The 15,291-nt window shown below is 45.4% G+C and carries 10 protein-coding genes, 1 tRNA gene and 1 riboswitch; of the genes, 4 read left to right on the top strand and 7 right to left on the bottom strand.

Annotation, left to right across the window (positions count from 1 at the left end):
- Nucleotides 1–7 precede the first annotated feature (7 nt).
- The 6 genes from rsxD to H9L11_RS01720 all read right to left on the bottom strand — a co-directional run bounded on the left by rsxD (nucleotide 8) and on the right by H9L11_RS01720 (nucleotide 8,249).
- The gene (gene rsxD / locus H9L11_RS01745; RefSeq protein ID WP_005390256.1) at nucleotides 8–1,054 is read right to left on the bottom strand and encodes an electron transport complex subunit RsxD; all 1,047 of its coding nucleotides are present in this window, start codon (nucleotides 1,052–1,054) and stop codon (nucleotides 8–10) included.
- Complete coding sequence (rsxC, locus tag H9L11_RS01740) at nucleotides 1,054–4,032, bottom strand: electron transport complex subunit RsxC (protein ID WP_205390965.1); 2,979 nt, start codon at nucleotides 4,030–4,032, stop codon at nucleotides 1,054–1,056. Before rsxC ends, rsxD begins: the two co-directional genes overlap by 1 nt.
- A gap of 8 nt (nucleotides 4,033–4,040) precedes the next feature.
- A complete protein-coding gene (gene rsxB, locus H9L11_RS01735) occupies nucleotides 4,041–4,637 on the bottom strand; it encodes an electron transport complex subunit RsxB (protein ID WP_085569756.1) in 597 nt (198 codons plus the stop codon).
- Between the two features lie 3 nt (nucleotides 4,638–4,640).
- Nucleotides 4,641–5,219, bottom strand: a complete 579-nt coding sequence (gene rsxA, locus H9L11_RS01730) for an electron transport complex subunit RsxA (RefSeq protein WP_005380762.1) — start codon at nucleotides 5,217–5,219, stop codon at nucleotides 4,641–4,643.
- 305 nt (nucleotides 5,220–5,524) lie between these two features.
- Nucleotides 5,525–7,822 (bottom strand): formate C-acetyltransferase, encoded by a 2,298-nt coding sequence (gene pflB, locus H9L11_RS01725; RefSeq protein WP_205390964.1) that lies wholly within the window; start codon nucleotides 7,820–7,822, stop codon nucleotides 5,525–5,527.
- 351 nt (nucleotides 7,823–8,173) lie between these two features.
- A tRNA-Asn gene (locus H9L11_RS01720) sits at nucleotides 8,174–8,249 on the bottom strand.
- Between the two features lie 559 nt (nucleotides 8,250–8,808).
- Here H9L11_RS01720 and uvrB point away from each other — a divergent pair.
- The 3 genes from uvrB (at nucleotide 8,809) to luxU (ending at nucleotide 12,878) form a co-directional block, all read left to right on the top strand.
- Entirely contained in the window at nucleotides 8,809–10,839 is a 2,031-nt protein-coding gene (gene uvrB / locus H9L11_RS01715; protein ID WP_017636056.1) for an excinuclease ABC subunit UvrB, read from the top strand.
- 291 nt (nucleotides 10,840–11,130) lie between these two features.
- Nucleotides 11,131–12,537, top strand: a complete 1,407-nt coding sequence (gene luxO / locus H9L11_RS01710) for a quorum-sensing sigma-54 dependent transcriptional regulator LuxO (protein WP_005380768.1) — start codon at nucleotides 11,131–11,133, stop codon at nucleotides 12,535–12,537.
- The gene (gene luxU, locus H9L11_RS01705; RefSeq protein WP_005380770.1) at nucleotides 12,534–12,878 is read left to right on the top strand and encodes a quorum-sensing phosphorelay protein LuxU; all 345 of its coding nucleotides are present in this window, start codon (nucleotides 12,534–12,536) and stop codon (nucleotides 12,876–12,878) included. Before luxO ends, luxU begins: the two co-directional genes overlap by 4 nt.
- Before the next feature lie 137 nt (nucleotides 12,879–13,015).
- On the opposite strand, the gene H9L11_RS01700 is transcribed toward luxU, so the two are convergent.
- Nucleotides 13,016–13,912, bottom strand: coding sequence for a YvcK family protein (locus H9L11_RS01700; protein ID WP_017821373.1), 897 nt, complete (start codon nucleotides 13,910–13,912; stop codon nucleotides 13,016–13,018).
- A 175-nt stretch (nucleotides 13,913–14,087) separates the two neighbouring features.
- Nucleotides 14,088–14,222, top strand: a riboswitch (molybdenum cofactor riboswitch).
- On the opposite strand from H9L11_RS01700, the gene moaA reads away from it, so the two are divergent.
- Entirely contained in the window at nucleotides 14,211–15,200 is a 990-nt protein-coding gene (gene moaA / locus H9L11_RS01695) for a GTP 3',8-cyclase MoaA (RefSeq protein ID WP_205390963.1), read from the top strand. Its footprint overlaps the riboswitch before it by 12 nt.
- Nucleotides 15,201–15,291 lie beyond the last annotated feature (91 nt).

Below are 15,291 nucleotides of genomic sequence, written 5' to 3'. Positions count from 1 at the left end.
GTTTACCTCAGTGACCGTAAGTTCTAGGTTTGGTGTAGTAATCGATCAGTGGCACACACATATTTGCAAGCAACACTGCAAATGCAACACCATCTGGGAAACCGCCCCAACTGCGAATGATAAAAACCAAAGCACCAATAAGCGCACCGAAGATTAAACGTCCTTTGACGGTGGTAGACGCCGAAACGGGATCGGTTGCAATAAAGAATGCGCCAAGCATGGTTGCACCAGATAACAAGTGTAAAACTGGCGACGCAGTTTCCCCTGGCGTCAGCAACGTGAACACTAGGCTAAACAGAGTCAGACTCGCAAGGAAACCTGCTGGAATATACCATTGGATGATACGCTTTTTGATCATGACTATGCCGCCAAGAAGGTAAGCAAGGTTTACCCATTGCCAACCAATACCACCTAAGCCATCAAATATTGGCTGCGACATTACTTCGCTTGGAGTGGCACCTGTAAGAATGCCAGTCTTAAATGCATCAAGTGGTGTCGCCATTGTCACGCCGTCAACACCTGAGCGAACTTGCTGAAGTGATAAGCCGTCGTAATCATAGCCCGTAAAAATTAAAGAGAGTGTATCTGCAAAATTTACATGATCAGGTATGAGTGATGTCGGTGCACTCCAACTCGTCATTTGTACTGGGAAAGAGATCAACAAGACCACATAAGCGACCATTGCAGGGTTGAATAAGTTTTGTCCAAGGCCACCATAGAGGTGTTTAGCGATTACTATCGCAAAAATAAGCCCGATCACCATAATCCACCACGGAGACCATGGTGGTATAGCAACGGCTAATAACCAAGCGGTAACTATTGCACTGTTATCACGTAGCGCTCTCATTGGTGAGCGTTTACGACAGATCATGACTAAGGCTTCAAGGGATACAGCGACTGCAATGGCAAAAATCAGCTGAATAAGCGTACCCCAGCCAAAGAAGTAGGTTTGAGCTACTAAACCTGGAAGTGCGCAAAGTGCCACCCATTTCATTAAGTCTGGCGTACTACGACGACTGTGGGTATGCGGTGAACTGGCAATAAAAAACGACACTACTCGTTCTCCTCAGTATTATTTTTATTAGCTTCTTGTTGCGCTTTGCGTGCCTTCGCGCGCGCAATTGCTGCGGCAACCGCGGCTTTCTTCGGATCCACTTCTGGTTCTTCGGAGGTTGCTTCTTCAACAGGCTCTGTTTGCGTTTCTTGCTTCGCTTTGCGCGCTTTGGCTCGAGCGATGGCAGCAGCCACGGCGGCTTTTTTCGGATCTTCGGTTTGCTCGGCAGGTGCGTCAGCTTCTTCCGCTTCAGTTGAGTCTGCTTGTTTCGCTTTACGCGCTTTGGCACGAGCAATGGCAGCAGCCACCGCGGCTTTCTTCGGATCGTCGGTTTGCTCAGCAGGTGCTTCAGCTTCTTCCGCTTCAGTTGAGTCTGCTTGTTTCGCTTTACGTGCTTTGGCACGTGCAATCGCGGCAGCCACGGCGGCTTTTTTCGGATCGTCGGTTTGCTCAGTAGGTGCTTCAGCTTCTTCCGCTTCAGTTGAGTCTGCTTGCTTCGCTTTACGTGCTTTGGCACGTGCAATCGCAGCAGCCACGGCGGCTTTTTTCGGATCTTCGGTTTGCTCGGCAGGTGCGTCAGCTTCTTCCGCTTCAGTTGAGTCTGCTTGTTTCGCTTTACGCGCTTTGGCACGAGCAATGGCAGCAGCCACCGCGGCTTTCTTCGGATCGTCGGTTTGCTCAGCAGGTGCTTCAGCTTCTTCCGCTTCAGTTGAGTCTGCTTGTTTCGCTTTACGTGCTTTGGCACGTGCAATCGCGGCAGCCACGGCGGCTTTTTTCGGATCGTCGGTTTGCTCAGTAGGTGCTTCAGCTTCTTCCGCTTCAGTTGAGTCTGCTTGCTTCGCTTTACGTGCTTTGGCACGTGCAATCGCAGCAGCCACGGCGGCTTTTTTCGGATCTTCGGTTTGCTCGGCAGGTGCGTCAGCTTCTTCCGCTTCAATTGAGTCTGCTTGCTTCGCTTTGCGCGCTTTGGCTCGAGCAATTGCAGCGGCAACTGCGGCTTTTTTCGGATCGTCGGTTTGCTCAGCAGGTGCGTCAGCTTCTTCCGCTTCAGTTGAGTCTGCTTGCTTCGCTTTACGTGCTTTGGCACGTGCAATGGCAGCAGCAACCGCGGCTTTCTTCGGATCGCTGTCTTGCTGTGCAGACGTTTCCGATTCTACAGATTCAGTTGAATCTTCTTGTTGTGCTTTTTTCGCTTTAGCTCGGGCGATGGCGGCCGCAACTGCCGACTTTTTATCATCAGCGTTATTGTCTGGCGTTTCGCCTTGTTCTTTTTGCGCTTTCCGTTCGCGAGCAAGACGTTTGCGCTCTTCGCGCAGTTTTGCCATTTCTGAGTTATCAGGTTCACTAGAGCCTGCTTTAGCTGCTGCCGCTTGTTTCGCCTTCGCTTTGGCAATGGCTGCCGCTACGGCTGGTTTTACTGCTGGCTCTGTTTTTTCTGTGGTTTCTGTCTTTTGAGCTTTCACTCGTGCGATTGCTGCTGCTATCGCATCATCGCCGCCAGAAGACTTCATCTCTTTACGGCGCTGATCGGCAGCTTTCTTGAAGCGATTTTCACGTTCTGCTTTTTCGCGTTCCATACGCGCTTTTTTCTCTTCAAAACGCAGTTTTGCTCGCTCTGCAGCTTCCGCTTCTTGTGTTCTAGTTCGAATTTCTGCTTTCGCTTGGCGGTAGTACTGTACGAGCGGAATTTCACTTGGACATACAAACGCACAAGCGCCGCACTCGATACAATCCTTTAAGTTTAATTCATCGAGTTTGTCATATTCTTCAGCTTTCGCATGCCATTGCAGTTGTTGAGGCAGCAGCGAAGCAGGGCACGCTTCGGCACATTGGCTACAGCGAATACATTCCATCTCATACTGGTGCGGAGAGATCTCACGACGAGTCGGAGCAAGGATACAGTTTGCTGTCTTGGTAATCGGCACTTGGGAGTGAGGAAGGGTAAAGCCCATCATTGGCCCACCCATAATTAAACGCTGTAACTTCTTATCTGCTTTATAGCCAAACTCATCCAACAGTGCTTGTACTGGTGTCCCTAACAATGCCCAAACGTTGCGTGGTTGTTTGAAGGTTTTACCAGTGAGAGTCACGATGCGCTTTATCATCGGCTCACCGTCGATGACTGCGCGTTTTATAGCGTAAAGAGAACCAACATTCTGAACCAAAATACCAATATCGGCTGGAATCGCGCCACTTGGTACTTCTTTATTGGTTAAAATTTTGATCAGCTGTTTTTCACCGCCAGAAGGGTATTTAGTTGGGATAACGCGAATAACGATATCTTTGTTTATAGCCGCAGCTTCTAGCGCTTTGATTGCTTCTGGTTTGTTGTCTTCAATGCCAATAATCGTGAGCTTTGGTGTCAGGATATGTTCGACAATTTCGATACCTTGAATAAGCTCTTCGGCATGTTCTTGCATGAGCTTGTCATCAGACGTGATGTATGGCTCGCACTCTGCTGCATTAACGATAAGAATCTCGGTACGAGCAAAACCTGATTGGATTTTTTTTGCAGTAGGGAAGCCTGCGCCACCCATACCAGAAATACCAGCGAGACGAATAATATCAATCAGTGCGTCAGGGGTTTCTTGTTGGTAATCTGCGACGGGGTTTCTTTCACACCATGCATCTTTCCCATCAGGCGTGATGACTGCGCACAACTCACTTAACCCAGAAGGGTGCGCGACAGTTCGTGGCTCAATCGCGGTGAGCGTACCTGATGTTGGAGCATGCACTGGAACCGTAAAGCCGGTCTCCGATTGCGTTAATGGCTGACCTTTTAATACGTAGTCACCTTCGGCAACCAGTAGGTTACCCGCTTTACCAATGTGCTGTTTTAGCGGCAATACAATTTCTGACGGGATAGCCGCATGAGCGAGTTCAGTTTTGTTGGACTGCTTTTTATTTTCTGCCGGATGCACACCACCTGGGAAATCCCAAAGCGCGCCTGTACGAATTTGTTCAATCAAAGACAACATGTGAAACCTTACTTAATTGAATCTTTCACGTTCGCTGCATTGTCGGCAGCATCCGTAATGTTAAGTACCGGAATGGCGTGAAGTTGCCACTTCCAGCTTTCTGTGGTCGTTGCCACAGGAATCATTTCAATACAATCAGTCGGACATGGGGCAACACACAAGTCACAGCCCGTACATTCGTCTTTGATTACGGTATGGACCGCCTTTGTTCCGCCTACAATTGCATCCACCGGACACGCCTGAATACACTTAGTGCAGCCAATACACATGTCTTCATGAATAAACGCAACGGTTGGAATTTTGCTGTCGAGATCGTGCGCAGATTCTTCTGGCTCAACACCCATTAAGTCGGCGAGCTTTTCGATTGTTGCCTGACCACCAGGGGGACATTTGTTTATGTGGTCGCCATTTGCAATTGCTTCAGCATAAGGGCGGCAACCAGGGTAGCCACATTGACCGCATTGAGTTTGCGGTAAAATGGCGTCGATTTGATCCACAATAGGGTCCGCTTCAACTTTAAAGCGAATAGAAGCAAAACCAAGTATCGCGCCGAAAATCGCAGCCAGAACCGCTAACGCGATAATCGCAATTAAAATCGTACTCATCGCTTACTTCACCAAACCTGTAAAGCCCATAAAGGCGAGTGACATTAAACCTGCTGTAATCATTGCTATTGATGCACCTTTAAAAGGTACAGGAACGTCGGCGGCGGCTATGCGTTCTCGCATGGATGCAAAAAGTATCAACACCAATGAGAAACCAACAGCGGCGCCGAAGCCGTAGATGATCGATTCAATAAAGTTATGGTTTTCATTAATGTTAAGAAGTGCCACGCCCAATACTGCGCAGTTTGTTGTGATCAGCGGTAAGAAAATGCCAAGCAAGCGATAAAGCGTCGGGCTGGTTTTGTGCACAACCATTTCGGTGAACTGCACCACAACGGCTATCACCAAAATAAAACTCATGGTTCGAAGGTACTCAATACCCAGTGGACGAAGGATGTAGCTTTCCACTAAATACGCACACACTGACGCGAGCGTTAGCACAAAAGTTGTCGCTAAGCCCATACCTATTGCTGTTTCCAGTTTTTTGGACACGCCCATGAAAGGACATAGGCCCAAAAACTTCACCAGTACAAAGTTGTTCACCAGCACAGTGCCGACCAACAACAAAACATATTCGGTCATAGTTATTACGTTCTTAAAATCCGATCTTGATATTATCGTGTTTTGTGACACCAATAACAACCAGTGAACGATGTGGTTTTACATACACGATGGAAAAATAGTCGTCTATTTGATCTATTTTGATGAATCAATAAGAAATTGAATCGTTTGCTGAATGTATTGTTAGCGAGAGGATACTACCTATTAATTTTCATCTAATGTGTGATTTTAAAAAAAGCCCGCCTCTCCCAGGTAGAAAAGAGAGGCGGGCAATGCATATTTACAAGCTAATTATTTAAACTTTCTGAGTGCTTGATGGACTGTGTTTATATCTTATTCGTGAAGGTACGAGTGATGACGTCTTGCTGTTGCTCTGTCGTTAGAGAGTTAAAACGTACCGCATAACCAGACACTCGAATCGTCAACTGAGGGTATTTCTCTGGATGTTCAACCGCATCCAATAACATCTCTCGGTCTAGAACGTTGACGTTAAGGTGTTGACCACCTTCAATCGCAATGCCCTCGTTGCTTGCTTCGTGATGGAAGTAACCATCCATTAGCGCAGCTAGGTTCTTCTTCTGACTCAAGTCATCTTTACCCAATGCGCTCGGCACAATTGAGAAAGTGTAAGAAATACCATCTTTAGCGTAAGCAAACGGTAATTTAGAAACCGATGCCAGAGACGCAACCGCCCCTTTTTCATCACGACCGTGCATTGGGTTTGCACCCGGTCCAAAAGGCATACCTGCGAGACGGCCATCAGGTGTATTACCCGTTTTTTTACCGTAAACCACGTTAGATGTGATTGTTAAAATCGATTGAGTTGGCACTGCTTCGCGGTAGGTGTGCATCTTCTGAATTTTCTTCATGAAGCGCTCAACTAGATCACAAGCGATGTCATCAACACGGGCATCGTTGTTACCAAATTTTGGATAATCACCTTCGATTTCAAAATCAACGGCGATGCCATCTTCATCACGAACAGGTTTCACGGTCGCGTATTTAATTGCCGCCAAAGAGTCAGCGACAACAGACAGACCTGCAATACCACACGCCATCGTGCGGTGCACGTCGCGATCCATCAGTGCCATCAGTGATGCTTCGTAGCTGTAACGGTCATGTGAGTAATGGATGATGTTCAACGCTGTGACGTATTGCGTTGCTAGCCACTCCAACATATTGTCGAAACGAGGCATCAAAGCGTCAAAGTCGAGAATTTCATCTTGAACTTTGTCCACTACCGGACCCACTTGCGCTTTCGATTTTTCATCGATACCACCATTGATGGTGTAAAGCAGTGCTTTTGCAAGGTTGGCACGTGCACCAAAGAATTGCATGTGCTGACCAACAACCTGCGGGCTCACACAACAGGCAATCGCGTAGTCGTCATTGTCGAAATCAGGACGCATTAGATCGTCGTTTTCGTATTGAACCGAAGAGGTATCAATCGACACTTTTGCAGCATATTGTTTGAACGCTTCAGGTAATTGCTCTGACCAAAGAATCGTCATGTTTGGCTCAGGAGCAGGGCCCATAGTATGTAGAGTATGTAAGTACCGGAATGTCGTTTTAGATACTAGCGTACGGCCATCAACGCCCATACCAGCCATGGCTTCGGTTGCCCAGATTGGGTCGCCAGAGAACAATGAATCGTATTCTGGTGTGCGTAGGAAGCGAACCATGCGTAGCTTCATGATGAAGTGGTCAATCATTTCTTGCGCTTGTGATTCATCAATCAAACCGTTTGCTATATCGCGTTCTAGATAGACGTCTAGGAAAGTCGAAGTACGGCCCAGTGACATTGCTGCGCCGTTTTGCGATTTAACCGCCGCTAGGTAGCCAAAGTAGGTAAATTGGATCGCTTCTTGTGCAGTTTTTGCAGGTAGCGACATATCAATGCCGTATTTCAGACCCATTTGACGAATGTCTTCAAGCGCTTGAACTTGATCGGCTATTTCTTCGCGCAGACGAAGTGTTTTCTCAAGATCGTTGCCTTGTTCTAAGAACGTTTGTGTTGAGTTGTATTGCTCTTTTTTGTCTGCTTTTAAGAAGTCGATACCGTATAGGGCGAGACGACGATAGTCACCAATGATACGACCACGGCCATAGGCATCAGGAAGGCCCGTGATGATGCCTGATTTACGACACGCCAGAATTTCTTGGGTGTAAAGGTCGAAACACGCTTTGTTGTGAGTTTTACGGTATTCAGTGAAGATTTTTTCAACCGTTGGATCTAGCTCGCGGCCATAAACTTCGCACGAGTTTTTTACCATGCGAATCCCGCCATTGGCGATGATTGCACGTTTTAGCGGTTGATCAGTTTGTAAGCCAACGATCTTTTCCAGATCTTTGTTGATGTAGCCTGCATCGTGGGAAGTGATTGTTGAGGGCAAGTCTGTGTCAAAATCAATAGGGGCGTGTGTGCGGCTTTCTTGTTTTATGCCTTCAAGCACTTGGTTCCATAATGCTGAAGTGGATTCGCTAACTTCAGCTAAGAAAGTCTCGTCTCCCTCATAGGGTGTATAGTTTTTTTGGATGAAGTCACGAGTGTTGACAGAGTTTTGCCATTCACCAGCAGTAAATCCAGCCCATGCATCTAGCATGTCAGTTGTCGGAATAGTCATAAGTAAATCCCTGAGTTATTGATAATTAGAATGGAGGCGACGAGTAGGACGGAACCATTCTTAACCCTTTTAATCGTATGGATTTATTTGGTATGAGTAAAATGAATGCTTTTCATTTTTTCAATGATTAAATTGCATTAATAATAGATTCAATTGGTTATGATTGTTTTTTGCTAGAAAAGAGACAGAATTAAATGTGTGGTACTGTGAGAACACTATCTATGACAATGTTATGAGTTCTGTAATTTGAACTTATTTCGGTGTGATTTTATGACGCCTAGATTGGCTTAGATTTCATGGCGATTAAGATACAAAAAAAGCCGTGTCTTGCGACACGGCTTTTCTATAATCTGGCTCCTCCTGCTGGGCTCGAACCAGCGACCTGCGGATTAACAGTCCGTCGCTCTACCAACTGAGCTAAGGAGGAATTGCTTTGCTTGAAAGCGGGACGAATCTTACCGAGCACTCAAACTACTGTCAACAGTAAAAAAATACATTTTTAGAAAAAAATATTGAGTTAAGGGCTTTACTTTTCTGTATGGCTTGCCAGTAAAGGCTCGAGGTTAGTTATCCACTAAATTTGTGGATAAGTATGTTGATGAGATCTGGGTAAAGAAAATTGATATGCAACTAAGTTTTTATTTAATGAATCTTTAGTCAGAGTTATGCGTAAAATAAGCAAATAAAACAGAGATTTATCGATGTTAATCAAAAGGTATTCAAAGTGGATAAAAATCAATCTTTTGGGGATAAGAAAGTTTTAAGCTAATTTTTGGGGAAAAGTTGTGGAAACTATAATGTGAAGAATGTGTGTAGCTCTTCAACTAGGGCGAAGTACTATATCAGAGTCACTTTTGTATGGCTATAGCATTCTAGACAAACAAGAAAATTTATTAACAATGATGGTTAAATTCTCGATAGACGTAGATTTCATTAGCTAAGGTGTATATATATACAGCCAAAGCGCAGTAAAATTGAGGAAGGGTATGAGTAAAGTCTATGAATTGGTCTCCGATTATCAGCCGTCGGGCGATCAACCAGGAGCGATCAATCAGTTGCTTGAGGGGCTCGATGCTGGGCTAGCACATCAAACATTGTTGGGGGTCACAGGCTCAGGTAAAACCTTCACACTAGCGAATGTGATTGCTCAAGCCCAACGACCTGCAATATTACTTGCGCCAAACAAAACGCTTGCTGCTCAGTTATATGGTGAGATGAAGTCATTCTTTCCTAATAATGCGGTTGAGTATTTTGTTTCTTACTATGATTACTACCAACCTGAAGCATACGTTCCCACAACAGATACTTTCATTGAAAAGGACGCTTCGGTTAACGCCCACATTGAGCAAATGCGACTGTCTGCCACTAAAGCTTTATTGGAACGGAAAGACGCTATTATCGTTGCTTCGGTTTCAGCTATCTATGGTTTGGGTGATCCGGAATCCTACTTACAAATGATGCTTCATTTGCGACGTGGAGATGTGATTGATCAGCGTGATATGCTTCGTCGCCTAGCGGAGCTCCAATACTCGCGCAATGACGTTGCATTTGAGCGTGGCCAATTCCGTGTTCGAGGTGAAGTGATTGACATCTTCCCAGCCGAATCAGACCAAGACGCTGTGCGCGTTGAGATGTTTGACGATGAGGTGGATTGCATCAGTGTGTTCGACCCATTGACAGGCGTGGTCAAACAACGAGACTTGCCGCGCTATACCATCTATCCCAAGACGCACTATGTCACGCCAAGAGATCGCATTCTTGAAGCGATTGAAAATATTAAAGTCGAACTAGAAGTGCGCAAAAAGCAGCTTCTAGATAACAACAAGCTACTGGAAGAGCAGCGAATTAGCCAGCGCACTCAATTCGATATCGAAATGATGAATGAGTTGGGCTTTTGCTCCGGTATCGAAAACTATTCTCGTTATCTCAGTGGACGCTCGGAAGGTGAGCCGCCACCAACCCTGTTTGACTACTTACCTCATGATGGCTTGTTGATCATCGATGAATCTCACGTGACAGTACCGCAGATAGGTGCCATGTATAAAGGTGACCGTTCGCGTAAAGAAACGCTGGTGGAGTTTGGTTTCCGGTTACCTTCAGCTTTGGATAATCGTCCACTGAAGTTTGAGGAGTTTGAAGCACTAGCGCCACAAACGATTTTCGTCTCTGCTACGCCCGGAAATTACGAACTAGAAAAATCGGCGGGTGATGTGGCGGATCAAGTCGTTCGTCCAACAGGCTTGCTTGACCCTGAGTTGGAAGTTCGCCCAGTAGCGACCCAAGTCGACGACCTATTGTCTGAGATCCGTATTCGCGCTGCTAAAGATGAACGAGTTCTGGTTACAACACTGACCAAACGAATGGCTGAAGATCTCACCGAATACCTTCACGAACATGATGTTAAGGTACGTTATTTACACTCAGACATTGATACTGTTGAGCGTGTGGAAATTATCCGTGACCTTCGTCTTGGGGAATTTGACGTGCTGGTGGGAATAAACTTATTGAGAGAGGGCCTGGATATGCCAGAGGTCTCGTTAGTTGCAATTTTGGATGCGGATAAAGAGGGCTTCTTGCGGTCTGAACGCTCACTCATTCAGACCATTGGTCGTGCTGCACGAAACATCGAAGGTAAGGCGATTTTATACGCTGACCGAATCACCAACTCAATGAAAAAGGCGATGGATGAAACTAACCGTCGTCGCGAGAAGCAGGAAGCGTACAACGAAGAAATGGGTATTTCGCCACAAGCGCTCAAACGAAATATCAAAGACATCATGGAACTTGGCGATATCACTAAGTCTAAACGCCAGCGTAACACTAAACAGGTACCATTATCGAAAGTGGCGGAGCCTTCGCAAACTTACGAGGCACTGTCCCCTCAGCAGCTAGAAAAAGAAATCAGTCGACTGGAGGCAGCGATGTATCAGCATGCGCAAGATTTAGAATTTGAGTTAGCGGCACAAAAGCGTGACGAGATTGAAAAACTACGAGCGCAGTTCATCGCAAATAGTTGAACAAACTTACCGATTTAACTATCCAAGCATTTTAGGTCGCTTGTAAAAAAAAGAAGCCAATAGGCAGTCGGGTCTATTGGCTTGTTTTGTGAACATATCGTTCACTAACAACGTCAGTTGGCTAGGTGACCCGAGGGGTCACTATCGTTACAGCATGGTTTGTGCCACTTTTTAAATAATTGATATTATTTTTGAATTTTTTCCTTTGCCCATAATTTAGCTAATGTTATTTGCAAAATGCAAAGCGTAATGCGATTATTGTTTAAAACACAACAAAATAATAGCTAGGTTATGCAACAAAAACCCGAAGGCCCAAAGTCTCGTTACCTTTTAATGGTCGAGGACACCGCATCTGTTGCGGCTCTGTACCGCTCATACCTGACACCGCTTGGCATAGATATCAATATTGTCGGCACAGGTAGGGATGCCATTGAGAGCCTAAATCATCGAATTCCAGATCTTATTTTACTCGATCTCCGTCTGCCAGATATGACGGGGATGGACGTTTTACATGCCGTTAAAAAGAGTCATCCCGACGTACCTATAATCTTTATGACGGCGCATGGTTCTATCGATACCGCTGTCGAGGCCATGCGTCATGGCTCACAAGACTTTTTAATCAAACCGTGTGAAGCAGACCGTTTACGTGTCACGGTTAACAATGCCATTCGTAAAGCGACCAAGCTAAAAAATGAAGCCGATAATCCAGGCAATCAGAGCTATCAGGGGTTTATCGGCAGTAGCCAAACCATGCAGCAGGTTTACCGTACGATAGATTCAGCGGCGAGCAGTAAAGCGAGTATTTTTATCACAGGTGAAAGTGGTACTGGTAAAGAGGTATGTGCCGAGGCTATTCACGCAGCAAGTAAACGTGGTGACAAACCTTTTATTGCAATTAACTGTGCTGCAATTCCAAAAGATTTGATTGAGAGTGAACTGTTTGGTCACGTAAAAGGGGCCTTTACTGGCGCTGCGAATGATCGTCAAGGTGCTGCTGAGTTAGCGGATGGCGGCACACTTTTTCTAGATGAGCTTTGTGAGATGGACTTGGATTTACAAACCAAGTTGCTACGATTTATTCAAACGGGCACATTCCAAAAAGTGGGTTCCTCAAAAATGAAGAGCGTGGATGTGCGCTTTGTTTGTGCCACTAACCGTGATCCCTGGAAAGAGGTACAAGAAGGTCGATTCCGTGAAGATTTGTACTATCGTTTGTATGTCATTCCTTTGCATTTACCGCCTTTACGCGAACGAGGCGAAGATGTTATTGAAATTGCATACTCACTGTTAGGTTACATGTCACACGAAGAAGGAAAAAGCTTCATACGTTTTGCGCCTGATGTCATCGAGCGATTCAACAGCTATGAGTGGCCGGGTAACGTTCGTCAGTTACAAAACGTGCTACGCAATATCGTTGTTCTAAACAACGGTAAAGAGATTACGTTGGACATGTTACCGCCACCGTTGAATCAACCGCTTGACCGTCCGTCGTCTGTGGCTAAATTAATTGAGCCGAAAGCGATGACCGCATCTGAGATTATGCCATTATGGATGACGGAAAAAATGGCAATCGAGCAAGCGATTGAAGCATGTGATGGCAATATTCCTCGAGCGGCGGGATACCTTGATGTCAGTCCGTCGACGATTTACCGCAAGTTACAGGCATGGAACGGCAAGGAAGAGCGGCAAAAAGTATGAGTGTAAATGTATTAAATCAGCAAAAAATAGATGAACTGTCGATGGAAATTGGCAGTGACAACGTACCTGTACTGTTCGATATCTTCCTAGGAGAAATGGATACCTATATCGAGAACTTATCCCAACTACAGGGGGCAGAGCGATTAGCTTACTCAAAAGAAATCAGCCACGCGTTGAAAAGTAGTGCTGCGAGCTTTGGGGCAGATCGCCTTTGTGAACTGGCGATGTCCATAGACAAAAAAGCGAAAGCCGGTGAGTTAACTGCGGAGTCTGAGGTGTTAGAGGTTATGTTCGATCTTTTGCACGAAACTCGAGATGCTTATCGCTCTTGGCGACAGTAGCTATTTATTCCTATTAACCATTTTTCTTAGTAAACATCTGTTCTTACTGGATGCCTGAACTAAAACCCTTCGATGACAGAAGGGTTTTCATTATCAATAAACAACTTAAAAGAGGGCGCTAGTCAGGTAACGTGCTCCTAGATAGAAAGTTGTAGCTGATTTTCAATCGCTAGTTTGAGCTTGTTTCTATCGTGACGCCAGTCTCGGTTAGAGGAGGCGAGTGACTCCGTCACTACATTCCATTGACTTAAGACGTCTTGCTCGGTTTTCTCTGTTAGAACCACGTCTATTTTTCTTCCTTGGCAGGCACGTTCACACCATTCTAATTTTTGAGCCATCGTCATTCTTCCTGCTGGGCCGTATTCTGGACTCAGGTTAGCAACAAAAATGACTTTTGCTTTTGTGTTTGCTGCAATCGCTTTGCCGAGTTCAGGCAGCAATAAAGGAGGCATGATACTAGTTAAAAAACTGCCAGGGCCAAGAATAATCGCGTCCGCTTCCGCCAAAGCTGTGATGGCTTCTTTGGTAGCAGGCACTTCTGGTGAAAGATCCAAACGTCGCAAGTCTGCTTTCATTTCGTCGACATTTGTTTCTCCCGTAACCCACTTCCCATCTACGGATAACGCGGAAAGATCCGAAGGGTGTTCGGACATAGGAAGGATGTTAACGTCGACTTTTAACATATTGCGAATCAGATTAATGGCATCTAAAGGTCTGACCGATAAGTTATCGAGTGCAGTAAGCATCAAATTACCAAGATTATGACCATCAAGTTCGCCAGTGCCTTTGAAGCGATATTCAAACATCATAGAACTGATCGAAGGCTCTGTAATGAGCTGATTAATACAGTTACGTGTGTCTCCCCAAGCGATTCCTCCTTGGCAGTGACGAATTCTTCCTGTTGAACCACCATTGTCAGTCGTGGCAACAATCCCAGTTGCATTGCTGCCAAAATCTCGTAATGCGGCCAGCATTCGACCTAAGCCATGACCACCGCCAACAGCGACCACTTTTTTATCTGTGTAGATATTCATTATGTTCTTCTAATAATCTAATAAAAAACGGCTACAATTTATCTTAAGGAGTGTCTTAAAGGTACTCACTTAGCGGTAAATTGTGTCTCTAGAGAGTTTTTTATCACTCAAGTCTGGATTCCATTACAAATATTAAGTATTTTACACCGCAAAGCTATCAGAGATTTCATATCTCTGGTTGCCATAACTCCGAGCTCACTATTGCTAAGTCCTTGGATAAGCGTTTTGAGCCAGTGGCATACTGTCACAAGGGCATGATTGGAAATGGCCATGCCTCCCGTGTTTGGAAAGGTGTTCCGTGGCGCAACAATTCGAAGACAAATTTCATCGTAAGTTTTATTACTTGCGTCTGTCTGTGACCGACGTATGTAATTTCAAATGTACCTATTGCCTTCCTGATGGCTATAAGCCTTCGGGCAATAAAAACTCGTCTTTTTTATCTCTCCCTGAAATCAAACGGGTCGTAAAAGCATTCGCTGATTGTGGCACGTCAAAAGTGCGCATTACTGGTGGTGAGCCTAGCTTACGCAAAGATTTTACCGACATTATCCATTCAGTAGCGGCGACGCCTGGCATTCAAAAAGTTGCAACGACAACCAATGGCTATCGCATGGCAAAACAAGTCGCAGATTGGCGTGAAGCGGGTTTAACCCACATTAATGTCAGTGTGGATAGCCTTGACCCGCGTATGTTTCATCAAATCACAGGTGAAAATAAGTTTACTGAAGTCATGAATGGTATCGAACGTGCGTTCGAGGTCGGTTATGAGCAAGTAAAAGTTAATGTGGTGTTGATGAAAGATCTGAACCATCACGAGCTGCCAGCGTTTCTTAACTGGATAAAAGATCGTCCAATCCAACTGCGTTTCATTGAGTTGATGCAAACGGGTGAGATGGATGAGCTATTTAATAAGCACCATGTATCCGGAGTGGCAATTCGTAACCAGCTAATTGCAAATGGTTGGTTGCTGAAAGTACGCTCGCATAATGATGGTCCTGCGCAAGTATTTGTTCATCCTGGTTACAAGGGTGAAATAGGTCTTATCATGCCTTATGAAAAAGACTTTTGTGAAAGCTGCAACCGACTGCGCGTTTCTGCGATGGGTAAGCTGCACCTATGTCTGTTTGGAGACTACGGTGTAGAATTGCGTGATCTTTTGGAACGTGATGAGCAAGAGAGTGAGCTTATTGAACGTATCCAGGCGCAGTTACAAACCAAGTCGGTAAGCCATTTCTTGCATGATGGCAATACTGGTATGACGCCACACCTCGCGTCTATCGGCGGCTAACTTCATTCAACTTTTAGAGCGAGCTTAGTGATAAGCTGGCTCTAACTTTTTCCGAATCGATACCAAGCGTATCAAAGCTAATTAAGAGAAT

It is taken from the genome of Vibrio sp. sp1 (assembly GCF_016920955.1).
GTDB classification, from domain to species: Bacteria; Pseudomonadota; Gammaproteobacteria; order Enterobacterales; family Vibrionaceae; genus Vibrio; species Vibrio alginolyticus.
The sequence above is the reverse complement of the archived record's forward strand: the minus strand, read 5'-3'. Positions and strand labels throughout refer to the sequence as shown.

Excerpts from the sequence above, each read along its gene's own strand:
- H9L11_RS01700 (WP_017821373.1), bottom strand. The coding sequence starts at position 13,912 with ATGAATATCTACACAGATAAAAAAGTGGTCGCTGTTGGCGGTGGTCAT.
- luxU (WP_005380770.1), top strand. The coding sequence starts at position 12,534 with ATGAGTGTAAATGTATTAAATCAGCAAAAAATAGATGAACTGTCGATG.
- rsxC (WP_205390965.1), bottom strand. The coding sequence starts at position 4,032 with ATGTTGTCTTTGATTGAACAAATTCGTACAGGCGCGCTTTGGGATTTC.
- rsxA (WP_005380762.1), bottom strand. The coding sequence starts at position 5,219 with ATGACCGAATATGTTTTGTTGTTGGTCGGCACTGTGCTGGTGAACAAC.
- pflB (WP_205390964.1), bottom strand. The coding sequence starts at position 7,822 with ATGACTATTCCGACAACTGACATGCTAGATGCATGGGCTGGATTTACT.
- uvrB (WP_017636056.1), top strand. The coding sequence starts at position 8,809 with ATGAGTAAAGTCTATGAATTGGTCTCCGATTATCAGCCGTCGGGCGAT.
- rsxB (WP_085569756.1), bottom strand. The coding sequence starts at position 4,637 with ATGAGTACGATTTTAATTGCGATTATCGCGTTAGCGGTTCTGGCTGCG.
- luxO (WP_005380768.1), top strand. The coding sequence starts at position 11,131 with ATGCAACAAAAACCCGAAGGCCCAAAGTCTCGTTACCTTTTAATGGTC.